The organism is Veillonella sp. AS16 (assembly GCF_000517785.1).
In the GTDB taxonomy this organism is placed as follows: Bacteria; Bacillota; Negativicutes; order Veillonellales; family Veillonellaceae; genus Veillonella; species Veillonella denticariosi.
Genome location: NZ_AZYX01000007.1, coordinates 732,629 through 749,802, shown reverse-complemented (window position 1 = coordinate 749,802; position 17,174 = coordinate 732,629). Strand labels below are relative to the sequence as shown.

Annotated in this window: 17 protein-coding genes and 1 tRNA gene; 17 read left to right on the top strand and 1 reads right to left on the bottom strand. The window is 43.2% G+C overall.

What is annotated here, in order from left to right:
- The first annotated feature begins 65 nt into the window (after positions 1–65).
- The 8 genes from typA (at position 66) to HMPREF1521_RS03610 (ending at position 6,471) form a co-directional block, all read left to right on the top strand.
- On the top strand, positions 66–1,877 hold the full coding sequence (gene typA / locus HMPREF1521_RS03645) for a translational GTPase TypA (RefSeq protein ID WP_038115887.1): 1,812 nt from the start codon (positions 66–68) through the stop codon (positions 1,875–1,877).
- Between the two features lie 290 nt (positions 1,878–2,167).
- Complete coding sequence (locus HMPREF1521_RS03640) at positions 2,168–2,887, top strand: DUF4198 domain-containing protein (protein ID WP_038115886.1); 720 nt, start codon at positions 2,168–2,170, stop codon at positions 2,885–2,887.
- Positions 2,888–3,181: 294 nt separating this feature from the next.
- The gene (locus tag HMPREF1521_RS03635; RefSeq protein WP_038115885.1) at positions 3,182–3,817 is read left to right on the top strand and encodes a flavodoxin family protein; all 636 of its coding nucleotides are present in this window, start codon (positions 3,182–3,184) and stop codon (positions 3,815–3,817) included.
- 36 nt (positions 3,818–3,853) lie between these two features.
- Complete coding sequence (locus HMPREF1521_RS03630; RefSeq protein ID WP_038115884.1) at positions 3,854–4,312, top strand: low molecular weight protein-tyrosine-phosphatase; 459 nt, start codon at positions 3,854–3,856, stop codon at positions 4,310–4,312.
- A 129-nt stretch (positions 4,313–4,441) separates the two neighbouring features.
- Positions 4,442–4,516 (top strand) — tRNA-Arg (locus HMPREF1521_RS03625).
- A 290-nt stretch (positions 4,517–4,806) separates the two neighbouring features.
- Positions 4,807–5,625: a class I SAM-dependent methyltransferase gene (locus HMPREF1521_RS03620; protein ID WP_038115882.1), complete on the top strand. Its 819-nt coding sequence runs from the start codon at positions 4,807–4,809 to the stop codon at positions 5,623–5,625.
- Positions 5,626–5,633: 8 nt separating this feature from the next.
- On the top strand, positions 5,634–5,981 hold the full coding sequence (locus HMPREF1521_RS03615) for a nitrous oxide-stimulated promoter family protein (protein WP_038115880.1): 348 nt from the start codon (positions 5,634–5,636) through the stop codon (positions 5,979–5,981).
- A complete protein-coding gene (locus HMPREF1521_RS03610; RefSeq protein ID WP_038115879.1) occupies positions 5,971–6,471 on the top strand; it encodes a folate family ECF transporter S component in 501 nt (166 codons plus the stop codon). Before HMPREF1521_RS03615 ends, HMPREF1521_RS03610 begins: the two co-directional genes overlap by 11 nt.
- Before the next feature lie 30 nt (positions 6,472–6,501).
- Here the strand turns inward: HMPREF1521_RS03610 and HMPREF1521_RS03605 are convergent, their stop codons facing one another.
- On the bottom strand, positions 6,502–6,780 hold the full coding sequence (locus tag HMPREF1521_RS03605) for a glutaredoxin (RefSeq protein ID WP_038115878.1): 279 nt from the start codon (positions 6,778–6,780) through the stop codon (positions 6,502–6,504).
- 188 nt (positions 6,781–6,968) lie between these two features.
- Between HMPREF1521_RS03605 and ilvB the strand changes: the two genes are divergently transcribed.
- The 9 genes from ilvB (at position 6,969) to HMPREF1521_RS03560 (ending at position 17,128) form a co-directional block, all read left to right on the top strand.
- The gene (gene ilvB, locus HMPREF1521_RS03600) at positions 6,969–8,696 is read left to right on the top strand and encodes a biosynthetic-type acetolactate synthase large subunit (protein WP_038115877.1); all 1,728 of its coding nucleotides are present in this window, start codon (positions 6,969–6,971) and stop codon (positions 8,694–8,696) included.
- A gap of 8 nt (positions 8,697–8,704) precedes the next feature.
- A complete protein-coding gene (ilvN, locus tag HMPREF1521_RS03595) occupies positions 8,705–9,217 on the top strand; it encodes an acetolactate synthase small subunit (protein WP_038115876.1) in 513 nt (170 codons plus the stop codon).
- 31 nt (positions 9,218–9,248) lie between these two features.
- Complete coding sequence (locus HMPREF1521_RS03590; protein ID WP_038115872.1) at positions 9,249–9,836, top strand: carbonic anhydrase; 588 nt, start codon at positions 9,249–9,251, stop codon at positions 9,834–9,836.
- A 127-nt stretch (positions 9,837–9,963) separates the two neighbouring features.
- Positions 9,964–11,298, top strand: a complete 1,335-nt coding sequence (locus tag HMPREF1521_RS03585) for a metallophosphoesterase family protein (protein WP_038115866.1) — start codon at positions 9,964–9,966, stop codon at positions 11,296–11,298.
- A 406-nt stretch (positions 11,299–11,704) separates the two neighbouring features.
- Positions 11,705–12,889 (top strand): M20 family metallopeptidase, encoded by a 1,185-nt coding sequence (locus HMPREF1521_RS03580; protein WP_038115864.1) that lies wholly within the window; start codon positions 11,705–11,707, stop codon positions 12,887–12,889.
- A gap of 9 nt (positions 12,890–12,898) precedes the next feature.
- The gene (gene argF, locus HMPREF1521_RS03575; protein ID WP_038115856.1) at positions 12,899–13,909 is read left to right on the top strand and encodes an ornithine carbamoyltransferase; all 1,011 of its coding nucleotides are present in this window, start codon (positions 12,899–12,901) and stop codon (positions 13,907–13,909) included.
- A 109-nt stretch (positions 13,910–14,018) separates the two neighbouring features.
- Positions 14,019–14,969, top strand: a complete 951-nt coding sequence (gene argC, locus HMPREF1521_RS03570) for an N-acetyl-gamma-glutamyl-phosphate reductase (RefSeq protein WP_038115851.1) — start codon at positions 14,019–14,021, stop codon at positions 14,967–14,969.
- 10 nt (positions 14,970–14,979) lie between these two features.
- Positions 14,980–15,840 (top strand): acetylglutamate kinase, encoded by an 861-nt coding sequence (gene argB / locus HMPREF1521_RS03565; RefSeq protein ID WP_038115848.1) that lies wholly within the window; start codon positions 14,980–14,982, stop codon positions 15,838–15,840.
- Between the two features lie 103 nt (positions 15,841–15,943).
- The gene (locus tag HMPREF1521_RS03560) at positions 15,944–17,128 is read left to right on the top strand and encodes an aspartate aminotransferase family protein (protein ID WP_038115845.1); all 1,185 of its coding nucleotides are present in this window, start codon (positions 15,944–15,946) and stop codon (positions 17,126–17,128) included.
- The last annotated feature ends 46 nt before the right edge of the window (positions 17,129–17,174 follow it).

Here is a 17,174-nt window from a genome sequence, read left to right as displayed (position 1 = left end):
ACATGGCTACTTTCATAGAGGCTATGTGATATAGAATATACTGAAGGAATTAAAGGGAGGATCTTATGATTCGCGAAAATCTTCGAAATGTAGCGATTATCGCCCACGTTGACCATGGTAAAACGACCTTGGTGGACGCATTATTAAAACAGAGCCATGTGTTCCGGGAGAATGAAAAGGTAGCAGAACGCGTAATGGATTCCAACGACTTGGAACGTGAACGCGGTATTACCATTTTGTCCAAAAATACGGCCGTTATGCATGACGGTATCAAAATCAACATCGTTGATACCCCGGGCCATGCTGACTTCGGCGGTGAAGTGGAACGCGTACTTAATATGGTTGACGGCGTATTGCTTCTCGTAGATGCTTACGAAGGTCCAATGCCTCAAACTAAATATGTTTTGCGTAAAGCCTTAGAACAGAAATTGAAACCGATCGTGGTTATCAATAAAATCGACCGTCCTGACCAACGCGTTAAAGAGGTTGAGGACGAAGTTCTTGAATTATTTATGGAACTCGAAGCTGACGATGACCAACTCGATTTCCCTGTGGTTTACGCATCCGCTCGTTCCGGTGTTTCCAAAACCAACTGGGATGACGAAGCCGTAAACATGGAACCGTTGTTTAAAACGTTGATCGACGAAATTCCTGCGCCACAAGGTGATATGGAAGGTCCTCTTCAATTTATGGTAACTACACTTGATTACGATAACTTCATCGGTAAAATCGCCGTAGGTCGTATCGTACGCGGTAAAATGAAAACTAATCAACAGGTTGCTATCATGAACGGTGAAAGCACTCGTAAAGCGAAAATCGGCCGTGTATATACATACAATGGTTTGAACCGCGTTGAAACTGACGAAGCTGAAATGGGGGATATCATCGCCTTTGCCGGTATCGATGATATCAATATCGGCGAGACGGTAGCGGATGCTGAAAATCCTGAAGCATTGCCATCCATTTCCATCGACGAACCGACATTGTCCATGGTATTCTCCGTAAATAACTCTCCATTTGCAGGTCGTGAAGGTGAATTCGTTACATCCCGTCACTTGCGTGATCGGTTGTTCCGCGAAGTAGAAACTAACGTATCCATGAAGGTGGAAGAAACTGATTCTGCAGATGCATTCAAAGTATCCGGCCGTGGTGAATTGCATTTGGCTGTATTGATTGAAACCATGCGTCGTGAAGGCTACGAATTACAAGTGGGGAAACCTCGCGTAATCTTCAGAACCATCAACGATCAATTGTGTGAACCGCTCGAAGCGTTGACCATCGATGTACCTCAGGAATTTATGGGTACTGTAATGGAAAACCTCGGTCAACGTAAAGCTGAATTGACTAACATGGTTGAATTGGCCGGTTATCTTCGTATGGAATTCGTAGTTCCAGCTCGTGGTCTGATCGGTTTCCGTGCTCAATTCTTAACAGCTACAAAGGGTAATGGTATCATGAACCATGTATTCCATGGCTATGCACCATACAAAGGTGAAATTCCTTCCCGTACACGTGGCGCTTTGGTGGCATTTGAAAATGGTGAAACTACTCCATATGGTTTGAACTCGGTTCAAGACCGCGGCACATTGTTCGTGGGTCCTAACCAAGACGTGTATGCAGGACAAGTTATCGGTGAAAACACTCGTGAACTTGATATGGATGTTAACCCATGTAAGAAAAAACACGTTACAAACATGCGTTCCAGTTCCTCTGATGAAGCGGTACGCTTGACGCCGCCTCGTATCTTCTCCTTGGAGCAGGCTCTTGAGTGGATCAACGATGATGAACTCGTTGAGGTAACACCTGAAAGCATTCGTATGCGCAAGATGATTCTTGACCGCAATGCTCGTGCGAAGGCTGCAAAAAACAAAAAATAATTGATTGAAATTCATGGAAATATGAGTTTTCCTGAATCTATACAGCGGATAGTCGGTATGTATCGACTATCCGCTGTTTTATGTCCGGCTTAGATATGCTGAGTTTCAGAAGAAAGAGCAATGCAAATTATCTAATTGAGTATTACTTTCATATATAATTCTGCATGATTATAGCTAATAGTCATATGTCTATGAAAGTTATTAAAATTTCATGAAATTTTAATAAATAAATCTGTATAATGATAATATATTTATTGAAAATTATTTTTAGTTTGTAGGAGGGTTCACCAATGAACAAAAAAATTCTTGCATCCCTGTTTGCTGTTGGTCTTGCAGCGAGCTCCGTATTAACCACTGTCGATGCACATGGCGTTTTCTTTGCTAATCGAACTGATGAAAAAGTACTTGTCCTCGGTGAAGGACCTGTAGATAATGCATACACTTCAGATATGGTAAAAGGAATTACCGGTTATGATGTAAACGGTAATGTTATGCCTGTGAAAGTGATTAAACATGAGAAAAATGTAGCCATTGAACAACCGTCCAACCTTGGTGTAACTGTAACGAACTTTGATTACGGTTATTGGACAAAGGATAAAGACGGAAAGACTGTACATAAACCTATTACACAGGTGCCTGGTGCAACTAAGAGTACACACGCTATCAAATATGATGTGCACTACTGGAATGCAAGCGCTAAACCTTTGAATAATAAAGATGCTTTCATTCAAATCGTGCCATCCGTGAATCCATTGACGCTAAGAAAAGGTGATACCTACGAAATTCAAGTGCTTAAAGAGGGCAAACCATATGCTGATGCACCGCTTATTAAAGATGTAATTAATGATCTTACAAATGAAAGCAAAACCGATGCAAATGGTAAGGCTACCGTTACTGTAAGCGCTAACGGCCTCAATGTGGTAGGCGTGGAAGTAGGCTTCCCGACTCAAACTAAGGGCGAACAAAATAAATACTTCAGTGCATTATCTTTCATAATTGATCCTGAATAATATAGTGTATACTATTTACTAATGTGTGAAATAAACAAGACCTCCTAAGTTGGACTTAGGGGGTCTTGTTATATTTTTAGAGTATATATGAATGCGTTCTGTGAGAGCTTCGTATTAGCGAGGTAAGAAAGAGAGCATTTATATGGACTAATCTTTAGAAAGATATTTTTATGGATTATATAATATTTTTTCAATTCCTATATTATGCATTATATTTGACAATCTTTATTTTTATGATAATATATAAAAGCTCAAATTATATAACTTCTTAAGTAAGAAGTAGGAGGATATAATATGAAAGTTCTAATCGTAAATGGTAGTAGCCATGTAAACGCTACAACAATGCAAGTTATACAAGAGGTACAAAAGGTTTTCGATGAAGCCAATGTAGAAACAGAGGTAATCCAACTGGGTAACAAGCCAATTAGAGATTGTATTCAATGTGGGTATTGTTTTGAACATGGTGAATGTGTATTCAAGGATGATGATATAAATGGTTTTGTAGAAAAAGCAAAGGAGGCTGATGGCTTTATTTTTGCAACCCCTGTATACTATGCTCATCCTAGTGGACGTATTTTATCCTTCTTAGATCGCGTGTTCTTCAGTGTGGAAGGCGCAAAACAAAATCCGTTCGCCTTTAAACCCGGTGCATCGATAGCCATAGCTCGTCGTGGTGGTACAACGGCTTCTTTTGATGTACTCAATAAATACTTTGGTATTTCTCAAATGCCGATTGCAGGGTCTACCTATTGGAATATTAGCCATGGTTTAGTAGCAAAAGATGCTAAGCAAGATGAAGAAGGTATGCAAACCATGCGTAACTTAGCAAGAAATATGATTTGGATGATGCGTAGCTTTGCTGTAGCTAAAGAACAAGGTATTCCATATCCCAATACAGAGAAAAATGTATCTACAAACTTCGTACGCTAATAATCCCTTGTTAGATTAGGTGTTGAAGGAGCTATAATGGTCAAGGTTTTATTTATCTGCCACGGCAATATCTGCCGCTCAACGATGGCTGAGTTTTATATGAAATATATTGTTAATCAGGTCGGTTTGGATGATTCTATTTACATTGAGTCAGCCGGTACATCTCGTGAAGAGATAGGGAATGATACCCATTATGGGACTAAGCAAAAACTAGATGAAATGGGGATTCCTTATACTCGTCGCAAGGCTCGCCAAGTAACAATGGATGATTATCATAATTTTGATTATCTCGTCATTATGGATGAAAACAATGCGCGGAACTTACGCCGTATCATTGGTGATGATGTTGATCATAAGGTGTATAAGGCAATGTCTTTTGTTGGTGAAAGCCGTGATGTAAAGGATCCTTGGTATACGGGGAACTTTGACGAAACCTATGACGATGTAAGTCGCAGCTGTGATGCATTACTAGAAGTGATTAAAGCAAATATATAATGGCGATAGCCCCTACAGTTAACTAACAAGATGCTTAACTATAGGGGCCTTTCTGTATAACTCTAGTGTCCGTATATACTTTGTACTATCGAACCATAGCGTAATATGGTATAATTTTTAGGTACTCATGCGCCTATAGCTCAGGGGATAGAGCACCGGTCTCCGGAACCGGGTGCGCAGGTTCGAATCCTGCTAGGCGCACCATGATGAAACAAAGGGCTTTCAGATCGAACTGCATCTTAAAATTTAGATATAATTTTGAGAGATGCAGTTCAGACTGAGGGCTTTTTTATTTGTATCAAATTTGCATAGCCGATGTGACTATAGTAACACAAAAACTATTGAGAATGATGTACAATTAGAATGGATAATTTATATGAAATTCTGAACACATTCGGACGGAACACCGAGGTATATAGAATTATTTTGTGTTGTAGTAAAGGGGGATGACGATTCGTATCGTCAGTATCCCATACGGATATAAAGGAGTCATTATGGCAAATGAAATACAGGCTGTGTCTGTACCACTCGAAGCGTGGAAAGACGAGCAGGATGCATGGAATAATCGGTCCAACTATTTTGTGGAGATGCATAATCGTGAGGACCGCAGGGCGCAGGTAAAGGCATTTCTTGATTTTTTGAAGGCGGAGCGGCTATTGCCGGCGCCAGGCGGACGAACACTTGATATAGGCTGTGGCGTCTGTGATTATGCATTAGGACTGGCGCGTGAAGGATATAGAGCGACGGGGATTGATTTATCGGACGGTATGATTAACGGTGCAAAGCAGCTAGCTGATGAAGAAGGGCTGGACTTGAGCCTATATATCGCTCCGTGGTCCGATGAAACGAGACGTAAATTAGAATGGAATAAGGCCTTTGACTTGGCGTACAGTATTTTCTGCCCCATTATGTTTGATGTTGAAAATATCCGCGCCATGCATGATGCGAGCCGGGATAAATGCTTGTGGGTTGCTTTTAGCGAACGGAGTGATGAAATGGTGGATATGTTATGGGAACATTTTTTCGGCAGCGATGCATTTCCATGGGATGGAAAGACGAAGGAATGTCTTGATGCGATTCATAACATGGGACATAATGTGAAAGTAACCTATAAAACCGTGCCTGAAACTGAGGTTATGGATCTCGATAAAGCGGTTGAATATTTTACGATGAGGTTACATAATAATGGTTGGGGCAGTATAGATGATATGAAGGCAGAAATACGAAATCTCATAGAACCGCTGGCTATGGATAACAAGATTCAAAATAAAACGGTAGATAAGGTGGCGTGGGTTTCCTGGTCTGTTAAGTAGGAGGTCGTATGACTGTTGATGAAAAGCGTCGGTTAGAGCTGAGGACGATGCATCAAATCATCGCCATCTATTGTCATAATAAACATCATACACAGAAGGGTGATTTGTGTGAAGAATGCCAAAAGGTATGGCAGTACGCGGAGCATCGAATAGACGTATGCCCTCATATGGACAGTAAAACCTTTTGTAGCGTTTGCAAAACACATTGTTATGAGCCGACCTATCGCGAAAAAATCCGTGAAATCATGCGATATGGCGGACCGCGTATGTTATTCGTCTCACCGATTATGGTGATTCGCCATATGTATTTGGAGTGGAAGGACAGAAAAAGGAGTATCACATCTCATGAAGACTGATATGATTGTAAAGACCGGTATATTTATAGCTTTGACGGTCTTACTATCTTATATTTTCGCCATTCATACCACATTTATACATATTACATTCGGGTTTTTATCGACTGCTATATTCGGTATTCTATACGGGCCTATGGCCGCCGGTATTATGGCGGCGATTGCCTGTTTTATCGGAATGTCCTTATTCGGACACGGCGTATTTTTTCCGGGTTTTATTGTATCCGAGTTCCTGGTGGGATATGTGTATGGTTATTTCCTGCACGATCGTGATGTTACGCTTAAACGCCTGCTGTTGCCGGAACTGATTGTTACGGTATGTATACATCTGATGCTGAACACATTGTGGCTCACGATATTTTATAACAAAGCGGTATCCGCCATTTTTTTGAGCCGACTCATAAAAAATATCCTATGCTTCCCTCTAGAGATTGCATTGATTTTAATTGTATATAAGGCGATAAGCAGATTTATTGTACATAAAAAGCTGTAACTTCAACTAATCTGAAGTTACAGCTTTTCTTTATGCCAATGCTTTATCAAGCACCGCTTTAATCAATGTTTTTGTCTGTTCGTAGCTTTCACCCGGTTGAGCCTCATATTGTTTGTCGAGATCGAACCACAAGTTCGGATAGTATTCATAAGGATGTGTTTTGAATAATTCATGAGCATCCTGATCTTCAACCCAGTTGATGTGGATATCCGCGTATTTAGGATTTTCCGCAACGAGTTCATCGATAGCGCGGAATGCATTTTTGCAATAAGGGCAACCGTTCAGGTGGAAGCCTAGAATTTCTTTCATAGTATACCGTCCTTTCAAAAATAGCATTAATATACTTATATAAATTGAGATTAATTACATACTCACACACCACAAGATATGGTATATTATTGAGTATATCATATCTACATACGATATTCAATTTTTTAAATATATTGAATGTGCATAGTAATTGAGTACATATATTATAAGCAGATGAGGAGGCCCTTATGATTTCCGGTGCGGCATACTTGGTGAAAGCGCTTCAAGAGGAGCAGGTGGAGATTTTATTCAACTATCCCGGGGCGGCGACTATCGACATAATGGATGAGTTATATAAACAGGATACGGTGAAAGTCGTATTACCGCGTCATGAACAGGCCTTGGCTCATGCGGCGGATGGTTATGCGCGCAGCACCGGTAAGGTAGGTGTCTGTATGGTGACATCCGGACCGGGCGCGACCAATCTTGTAACGGGGATTGCAACGGCGTATGCGGACAGCGTGCCTCTCGTCTGTATTACGGGACAGGTAGACTTGAGTCTCATGGGGAATGATGCCTTTCAAGAGGTCGATACGGTCGGTATCGTGCGCAATGTGTGTAAATATGCGGTTACTGTTCGTGATCGCAGGGATTTGGGTCGCATTTTGAAAGAAGCCTTTTATATAGCCCGTACGGGTCGACCTGGACCGGTTGTGGTTGATATACCTAAAAATATTCAGAAGGCAATGGGATCCGATGAATACCCGACAGAGGTGAATATCCGAGGCTATAAACCGAATACGACGGTCCATGTCGGACAAATCAAGAAGGCCTGCTCCGTTATCGCAAAGGCGAAGCGTCCTTTATTTCTGTTAGGCGGCGGTGTCAGCATCAGCGGCGCCAATGAACTTATGACGGCGCTTGTTGAAAAAACGGGTATTCCCGTGGTCACTACATTAATGGGAAAAGGGGCTATAGATTCGCGTCATCCTTTATACCTAGGGAATGTGGGGATTCACGGCGGATATGCACCTAATGTAGCCCTTACGGATTGTGACGTGATGATTTCAATCGGCACCCGTTTTAACGATCGCATTACGGGTAAATTGAGCACATTTGCTCAAAACTGTAAGATTATTCATATTGATGTTGATGCGGCATCGATTTCTAAAAATATTAAGGTGGATATTCCCGTTGTAGCCGATGCGAAACTGGCGATTGAGAAATTATTGGAATATATCGAGCCTCATGACCTCGGCGAATGGCCTAAACAATTGCAGAAACTGAAAGAGGAGCGACCTGTTACGCAAGCCGATGAAGAGGGCTTAACACCTCAAATCGTCATAGATTATATCAATAATCACTATGATCGCCCTATTGTAGCGACCGATGTGGGTCAGAACCAATTATGGACAACTCAATTTTTAGAGTTGAAAGGCGGTCGTCAATTATTGACATCCGGCGGTCTCGGTACGATGGGGTATGGCTTTCCTGCCGCTTTAGGGGCTCAGCTGGGAAATCCGGATCGTCGTGTTTTCGCCATATGCGGAGATGGCGGTGTACAGATGAATATTCAAGAGTTTGCTACGGCTATGCATTATCGATTGCCGATGACACTCATCGTGCTTAATAACGGCTATCTCGGCAATGTACGTCAATGGCAGCAGCTATTCTATGATAAATGGTATGCCTGTACGAATTTGTTGATGGATGAAAGCGCTATTGTTACACGTAGTATGATTGATAATGACGAGTTTGAATACGTACCGGATTTCGTGAGACTGGCTGAGGCTTATGGCGCTAAGGCCATGCGCATTACAAAGGTGAAGGATATAGAAAAAGGGTTCCATTTGGCGGATACTTTCAAAGAAGGTCCGACCTTATTGGAATTTATCATTCCTACGGAACTCAATGTGCTACCTATGGTGCCGGCGGGAAAATCCTTGAGCGATATGTTATTGAAGGACAAGAAATAGGAGGGGCTATGGAATTACATATGAAAAAGCGCTGTATTTCGGCGTATGTGGAAAACCAGATCGGCGTGTTAGCTAAAATCTCGGGCCTCTTCGCGGGTAAGAATTATAATCTTGATACATTGACCGTAGGGGAAACCGAAGATCCGACGATGTCGCGGATGACTATTGATCTGACCTGTGATGATTTGACATACGAACAGATCATTAAGCAGTTGAATCGTAGCGTAGAGGTTATCAAGGTCATCGACTTTACGGATATGGCGATTACGAAGAAGGAATTGTTGTTTATCAAGGTAAACAGCTGTAAGGAGGCGGATAAGCAGGAGATTTTCCGCATCGCCCAAACCTTTGATCTGCTCGTTGTGGATTATAATCGTAAATCCGTTCTCGTACAGTGTGTAAAGACAGTCTCAAAGAATAATGATATGATTGCACTGTTCAAGGATATGTTTGTCAATCGTATTGAAGTCGTTCGCGGCGGCAGCGTCGCTATTGAGGCATTGTCTACGCTGGACCGTTAATTGATTATAATCTTTTAATATAGGAGGTACCATGAGTTTACTGGATGATATTTTAGCCCATAATAGAGAATACGTGGAAGATCAAAATACGGGTTATGTGGAAACTGATACAAAGTGCAGTAAGATGCCGAGTCGTCAGATGGCCATTGTCACATGTATGGATACACGCCTTGTAAACTTTCTGGAGGATTCCATGGACATCGGCCGTGGGGAAGCTAAGATTGTAAAGACCGCCGGAAACTGTATTACCGGTCCTTTTGATGGCGTTGTTCGCAGCTTACTGGTATGTATCTATGAACTCGGTGTTAATGAAATTTTTATTATCGGACATCATGAATGCGGTATGTCCAAGACGACGGCGAAGGACTTGACGGAAAAGATGCTGGCTCGCGGTATCGCACCGGAAGCGATTCATATGGTAAAGCGGGAAATGGAGCGATGGGCGGACGGATTCACACATCCTGCGGAAAATGTGGAGGACACGGTAGATGAACTGCGAGTTAATCCTCTTATCCCTAAAGATGTGCCTATTCACGGATTAATTTTCCATCCCCGCACAGGCGAAATTGAAGTCATTGTAAACGGCTATACACAGATGAAACAGTATTATGAAAAATAAAGGGAGGCCCAGCCTCCCTTTGTTTTATATGGCGTTATATAAGATGATAAAATTATATATTGACTTAAAGTGAACTTTAATTTGTACAATAAGGTCATGTATTTACAATATATAAAAATGAGGATATATGAATAAAAAGTATTTATTAAAAATAATAGGCATCGGAGGTATTGTTGCGGCTTTATTCTTTGGTGCTTATGAATATCGTGATGTTTTCGTCTCCTTTCTCGAGCGTGGCATGGCGGTTGCTACGGGGCAGGAGATTAAACCGCTATTGGCGTCAGAGGGGCGTTATATTCGTCAGATTGTTGCCAAAGACAACAGTGTTGCCAGAACCATCATGTGGCAATCGGATAGTGATGAGTCTGATGGGCTGGTTGAATATCGTAAGCGCGGTGATACATCCGCAACAAGTCTTATGAGTCAGAATGCATCAAGTAAGGCTTTCACGGACGACGGTACAAGCACATATATTTATGAGGCGACATTGACCGGACTCGCATCGGATACCGAGTATGAATATCGTGTCGGATATGGAACGGATCGACGCAGTGAATGGTACCCCTTGAAAACGGCCGGCGCCGATGAATATGAGGTGCTCATCTATCCGGATTCGCAGTCCGCTGATTATTCCGGATGGAATCAAATCGTAAAAGCTTCGGCTCAACGTAACCCTGAGGCGGCTATGTATATCAGCATGGGCGATCTTGTGGATAACGGTGAAGCGGCGTCACAATGGCGCGCATGGCTAAATTCTATTGCACCTCTCAGTACACGAATTCCGTTGTCGCCGTTATTGGGGAATCATGAAATGTATACCGTAGATTGGAAAATGCGTGAACCCCGGGCGTATCTGAATTATTTTGATGTGCCCGGTAACGGGAATGATACGTTTAATCGTTGTTATTATTCTTATGATTATGGCGATGTTCACTATGTCGTACTGGATACGCAATTGTATGAAAGTAACCATGAGGACAATCACGATGTACATCATCCTGATTTATATGATGTGCAGGTCGAATGGCTGCGGCAGGACTTAGCGTCTAATACCAGGAAATGGACAGTAGTGCTCATGCATCGTGATCCGTTCCAATATGCGGTTAATCGCGAAGGGGCCAGTCGTGCTTCCGGATTTAGCGAGGAAGGTGTATTGTTTATGCCTATCTTCGATGAATTTAATGTGGATCTTGTGTTGTCGGCGCATTTACATACCTATCGCAATCGCGGTCATGTGCGTAATTTTGACCGAGATGCATCGGGACCTCTTTATATCATTACGGGCGTTGCCGGTGATGTGAGGTACCCGGGGTTATGGGTAAGACATCCGCTAGATGTATATGTGGCGCCGCAACCGGAAACGGATAACTATATGTCTATGACGGTGACAAAACATTCGTTAACGATTAAGTCTTTCTTGCCTGACGGAACATTGTTGGACGAAACGACTTTAGAAAAATAAATTATGTATAAGTATACTTAATATATTATCGTATTTTATGGTGATACATGATATATACGGTGAAATATAATTTAATATGTTAGATTTTACAATACTAAGGCATCTTCCGTGGAAGGTGCCTTTTTTGTGTGCTGTTTATATTATGACTCTATTATGTTGAAAGTACATCAAAGACGCTTCATTGTAATATTATTATTTCCTGTATTTTGATATATTCGTTTCGAGTCGATTGTATGGGTATTACAAAATGCGATATGTATAATTACAAATAAAAATACGCCATTAACGTATAAATACTTGCGAAATGAAAATTATGGGATTATAATACGTACATGGATTATAAAAATACAAAGTTTGTGTATAAATAAATGGGTTCTGTATATTTTGCGGAAAAGGAGAAATCGTCATGCATACACTACAAGATTTAATTAAACAATATGCCTCTCAATATAAAGAACAAGTTGTGGCATGGCGCCGTCATATTCATAGCCATCCTGAACTATCCGGTGAAGAAAAGGAAACATCCGCGTTTATTCAGAGCGTGCTGACGGATTTAGGTATTCCTTTTAAAGCGGATGTATATAAATATGCAGTTATCGGAGAGATTAAAGGTGCCTTTGATGGCCCTGTAGTGGGACTTCGGGCAGATATGGATGCATTGCCTATCACGGAGGTAACGGGTCTGCCTTTTACATCTGAGAATCCCGGTGTTATGCATGCATGCGGCCATGACAGCCATATGGCTATTCTATTAGGAGCGGCAGCCATTCTGCAATCCGTCAAGGACCAATTACACGGAACTGTGAAACTCGTAATCCAGCCTGCGGAGGAGGAAGCACTTATTAAAGGGGCACAAGGTATCGTGGACTCCGGTGTTTTGGATGATGTGGACGAGATTTACGGGCTTCATGTATGGCCTCAGCTGCCGGTGGGGACGGTGGGACTCAAGAAAGGAAACCTCATGGCCGCATCGGATCGATTCCTTGTACATATCAAGGGGAAGGCTACCCATGGCGCCGAGCCTCACAACGGTATTGATGCCATTGTGGCCGCGGCGAACTGGATTGTCAATGTAGAGTCCATGGTGGCTCGTGAAACCAATCCTATGGACAATCTCGTATGTACAATCGGTGTCTTTAACTCCGGTGATCGATATAATGTGGGCTCCGGAGATGCATATCTGGAGGGAACCTGCAGAACCTATGACCCGGCGAAACGGGATTACATTGAACGTCGCCTCGGTGAAAGTCTCAAGGCCCTCGACATGATGTTCGGTACAACCAGTACATTGGAATATCGTCGTGGACATGGGGCCACAATTAACGATGCGGATGCTATTGACTATGTCACACATATCGTTAAAACCTATCTCGGCAAGGATGCGGTGGTACATCCGGAATTTCCGTCGATGGCGGCGGAAGATTTTTCCGCATATCTAAACAAAATCAAAGGGGCTTTTCTCTGGCTGGGAACGGGATTTGAAGGTAATCCGGCCTTGCATAATGCAGCTTTCACCATCGATGAAAGCATATTGGAACCGGGAATTACGATGATGGCCGGCATAGCAGCGGAGTTATTACAGGAGAAATAAGAGGTTATTATGAAAAGTTTACAGAATCAATCATTTAAGACAATGCTTCAATATACACCGGATGAAATCAAGTATTTTCTAAAACTTGCGGCTCAACTTAAGGCGGATAAAAAAGCGGGTACGGAGGTAAAGACATTAACCGGTAAAAATTTCGCTCTTATTTTTGAAAAGGATTCCACACGGACTCGTTGTGCCTTTGAAGTCGGGGCTGCAGATCAGGGGGCGCATACGACGTACCTCGGACCAAGCGGATCTCAGATGAATAAAAAGGAGTCCTTAAAGGATACGGCTCGTGTATTGGGTTCCATGTATGATGCCATCGAATTCAGAGGATTTGCGCAAGAAGATGTAGATACATTGGCGGATTATTCCGGTGTGCCTGTGTGGAACGGCCTTACAGATATGGATCATCCCACACAGACCTTGGCCAATTTCTTGACTTTACAGGAAAATATGGATAAACCGTTGCATGAAATTTCTTTTGCCTATGTAGGACATGGGCAATCGAATATGTGCAACGCTCTGATGAGCGGCGCCGTCAAAATGGGGATGGATTTCAGATTGATCGGACCTAAAAAATTCTGGCCGGCCGGACCGTTCTATGAAGAATGCCTCAAGGTGGCGAAGGAGACCGGTGCGACCATTACCGTTACGGATGATGTGGCGAGCGGCGTTAAAGGCTTAGATGTTATCTATACGGGTGTATGGGTGACGATGGGCGACACTTACGATATGTGGGAGGAACGTATCAATACATTCAAACCGTATCAGGTAAATGCAAAGATGCTGGAACTGACGGGAAATCCAAATGTTAAATTCTGTCATTGCTTACCGGCGTTCCACAATACGGAAACACAGGTCGGTCACGATATCTTTGAACGATTCGGCATGAACGGTATAGAGGTGACGGAAGAAGTCTTTGAAGGTCTTAATTCTCTTGCGTTCCAAGAGGCGGAAAATCGCCTTCACACGATTAAGGCTGTTATGGTTGCCACATTCGGCGACTATCCAATGAAATAAATTCTTTGTTTTAAGCGATTATGAGTATAGTTTATTCAGCATGGCAGAGAGTGCCGTGAACAAAGAGCAGGTTTGATCACCGATATAGAGGTGAGAATTGAGGTGTAGTATGGCATCGTATAAGGTGTTTATCGTCGGTCATGAAGGGACCACGGGGCTCCGGATTCATGAACGGTTGTCCGACAGAAAAGATATTGAATTATTGGCTACCGCCGATGAGGATCGTAAAAATGTCGAAGCTATCAAAGCGGTAGCTAAGAATGCAGATATCGTATTTCTTTGTTTGCCGGATGCGGCATCCAAGGACATTATGGCGGCTATCGGTGATTTGCCGTGTAAGGTTATCGATACATCGACGGCTTTCAGAACGAATGCGGACTGGGCCTATGGTTTTCCTGAACTTGGTGAAAGCTACAAAACAGCGATTGCTACAGAAAAGCATATCGCAAATCCCGGATGTCATGCGAGCGGCATGATCGCCTGTATCGCACCGCTTGTAAAGGCAGGGCTTGTACCGGCTGATTATCCGTTTACCATCACATCACTAACGGGATATAGCGGCGGCGGTAAGAAAATGATCGGACAATATGAGAGCGAACCGAAGGATTACTTCCTGTATGCGCCACGTCAATATGGCCTTGGACAACAGCATAAGCACTTACCGGAGGTGCAGCATGTGTGCGGTCTCAGCGAGGCTCCGATTTTTATGCCCATTGTTGACGATTATTATTCAGGCATGGAGGTCACCGTCGGTATTCACAGCCGATTATGTCAAAAACCTATCAGTATAGCTACGGTGCAACATACATTGACTGACTTTTACAAGGACAGCGTCATCGTAAACGTGGAGACATTTGATGAAAATAGCAATAGCGGTATGCTCAACGCCAATCAGATGAGTAATACGGACAGCATGAGAATCCATGTGACGGGTAATGACGACCGCATCATGGTTCATGCGATTTTCGATAATTTAGGTAAAGGTGCGTCGGGCGCAGCCGTCCAATGCATGAATATCGCGTTAGGCTTACCGGAGGAAACCGGATTGGAATTAGGCTAGAGGGGACATCATGAATAATGTAACAAATGCGATGCGGGCGCATATTTTGACGGCGGCCGTTCCATATATAAAACAATATACAGATCAATATGTTGTCGTTAAGTACGGCGGGAATGCCATGACCGATGAGGCGCTGAAAAAATCCGTTATGAAGGATTTACTGTTGCTCCAATTGGTGGGGGTGAAAGTTGTTCTCGTCCACGGAGGCGGCCCCGCCATCAACAGCACATTAGATGCTATGAACATAGAATCTCATTTTTCGAATGGTTTACGCGTTACCGATGAACCGACTATGGATGTGGTACAAATGGTTTTGGCCGGCAAGGTGAATAAAAGCCTCGTGGCGGATCTTGTGGATCTCGGCGGCAAGGCTATCGGTCTTTGCGGTGTGGACGGCAATATGATTCAGGTGCACCGACAGGATGAAACACTCGGTTATGTAGGGGCCATCGATTATATCGACACGACAGTTATCGATGATGTTATCAGCAAGGGTTATATTCCTGTCATATCTTCTATCGGGATGGGGAAAGACGGCAAGACCTATAATATCAATGCAGATACGGTGGCCGCAAAAGTTGCTGGGGCTCTTAAAGCGGAGACGATGGTTGCCATGACCAATATTGACGGTGTTTTGCGTGATGTAAATGACCCGTTATCGCTGATTTCAAAGATTACCGTGTCGGAAGCGGCTCAGCTCAAAGCGGACGGCATTATCGCCGGCGGTATGATTCCGAAGGTGGACTGCTGCTTAGAGGCCATTGAAGCGGGAGCTCAAAAGGTATTTATTATCAACGGAGAAATACCGCATGCTATCTTGATTGAATTGTTGACAGATGAAGGCCTTGGCACGATGTTTGTAGCCGGCTAACATGTTTTCGGTAAGGTCATTATTCTGTGTAATATAGGTGTATATCCGATAAGTGGTTTATAGGATACAGGTATCGATAAGGATCGTACGATTGGAGGATATGATGAATAGTACAACAGATTTTGAAAAACAGGATAAAGAATATATAGCCAATACGTATGGCCGTTTCAATGTATGTTTTGAAAAGGGGAAAGGCTCTTTATTGTGGGATGTCAACGGTAAAGAGTATATTGACTTGGGATCCGGTATCGGCGTTACCGCATTCGGTGTGGATGACGAAGCGTGGTCCGATGCGGTGACGAAGCAGGCTCATGCTCTTAATCATGTATCGAATTTATATCACACATTACCGCAAATCGAATTGGCTAAACAGTTATGTGCCAAAACGGGCATGAAGAAGGTGTTTTTCTCTAACTCCGGAGCGGAATCCAATGAATGTGCCATCAAGGCGGCTCGTAAGTACAGTCATGATACATATGGGGACGGTCGTAATGTAATCGTCACGCTCGTCAACAGCTTTCACGGGCGTACCGTAACGACATTATCCGCTACGGGACAAGATGTATTTCATCAGCATTTCTTTCCTTTTACGGAGGGATTCGTTCATACAGCTGCCAACGATATAGAGGCGGCACTGCAGGTGTTATCAAATCCGAATGTATGCGCCGTCATGATGGAACCGATTCAAGGTGAGGGCGGAGTTATGCCGCTTGATGCGGAATTTGTGCAAGCCGTTACAAAATATGCTCATGAGCACGATCAACTGGTTCTTATCGACGAGGTGCAAACAGGGAACGGCCGGACAGGCACCTTGTATGCGTATGAGCAGTTCGGTATTGAGCCGGATATCGTGTCTACCGCTAAGGGACTTGCCGGAGGTTTGCCGATGGGGGCCACACTGTTTAATGAAAAAACGCAATATGTACTCACTGCCGGCGCTCATGCCACTACGTTCGGCGGTAATCCTATCTGTGCGGCGGCCGGAAATACCATTATCAGTCGATTGACGCCGGAATTTCTCAAAACCGTTAAAGCTAAAGGGGATTATGTAAAATCCGCATTGGCGGGAAAACCGGGAATTGTCGATGTCAGCGGTATGGGCTTGATGCTCGGTATCGAAACGACCGTCGATGTGAAGGATGTAATCTTGAAATGTTTAGAACGAGGGGTTGTCGTACTTTCAGCGAAAAACAAGGTCCGTTTATTGCCGGCTCTTAACATTCCTCAAGAGCTGCTGGAAAAGGCGGTTGCAGTTGTGGCTGATGTTATTGAAAGTCTAAGTAAATAAACCGTGTAGAGATAATAAACATTGTAGACTTTATACAATATTCGTG

Excerpts from the sequence above, each read along its gene's own strand:
- typA (WP_038115887.1), top strand. The coding sequence starts at position 66 with ATGATTCGCGAAAATCTTCGAAATGTAGCGATTATCGCCCACGTTGAC.
- HMPREF1521_RS03640 (WP_038115886.1), top strand. The coding sequence starts at position 2,168 with ATGAACAAAAAAATTCTTGCATCCCTGTTTGCTGTTGGTCTTGCAGCG.
- HMPREF1521_RS03635 (WP_038115885.1), top strand. The coding sequence starts at position 3,182 with ATGAAAGTTCTAATCGTAAATGGTAGTAGCCATGTAAACGCTACAACA.
- HMPREF1521_RS03630 (WP_038115884.1), top strand. The coding sequence starts at position 3,854 with ATGGTCAAGGTTTTATTTATCTGCCACGGCAATATCTGCCGCTCAACG.
- HMPREF1521_RS03620 (WP_038115882.1), top strand. The coding sequence starts at position 4,807 with ATGGCAAATGAAATACAGGCTGTGTCTGTACCACTCGAAGCGTGGAAA.
- HMPREF1521_RS03615 (WP_038115880.1), top strand. The coding sequence starts at position 5,634 with ATGACTGTTGATGAAAAGCGTCGGTTAGAGCTGAGGACGATGCATCAA.
- HMPREF1521_RS03610 (WP_038115879.1), top strand. The coding sequence starts at position 5,971 with ATGAAGACTGATATGATTGTAAAGACCGGTATATTTATAGCTTTGACG.
- HMPREF1521_RS03605 (WP_038115878.1), bottom strand. The coding sequence starts at position 6,780 with ATGAAAGAAATTCTAGGCTTCCACCTGAACGGTTGCCCTTATTGCAAA.
- ilvB (WP_038115877.1), top strand. The coding sequence starts at position 6,969 with ATGATTTCCGGTGCGGCATACTTGGTGAAAGCGCTTCAAGAGGAGCAG.
- ilvN (WP_038115876.1), top strand. The coding sequence starts at position 8,705 with ATGGAATTACATATGAAAAAGCGCTGTATTTCGGCGTATGTGGAAAAC.
- HMPREF1521_RS03590 (WP_038115872.1), top strand. The coding sequence starts at position 9,249 with ATGAGTTTACTGGATGATATTTTAGCCCATAATAGAGAATACGTGGAA.
- HMPREF1521_RS03585 (WP_038115866.1), top strand. The coding sequence starts at position 9,964 with ATGAATAAAAAGTATTTATTAAAAATAATAGGCATCGGAGGTATTGTT.
- HMPREF1521_RS03580 (WP_038115864.1), top strand. The coding sequence starts at position 11,705 with ATGCATACACTACAAGATTTAATTAAACAATATGCCTCTCAATATAAA.
- argF (WP_038115856.1), top strand. The coding sequence starts at position 12,899 with ATGAAAAGTTTACAGAATCAATCATTTAAGACAATGCTTCAATATACA.
- argC (WP_038115851.1), top strand. The coding sequence starts at position 14,019 with ATGGCATCGTATAAGGTGTTTATCGTCGGTCATGAAGGGACCACGGGG.
- argB (WP_038115848.1), top strand. The coding sequence starts at position 14,980 with ATGAATAATGTAACAAATGCGATGCGGGCGCATATTTTGACGGCGGCC.
- HMPREF1521_RS03560 (WP_038115845.1), top strand. The coding sequence starts at position 15,944 with ATGAATAGTACAACAGATTTTGAAAAACAGGATAAAGAATATATAGCC.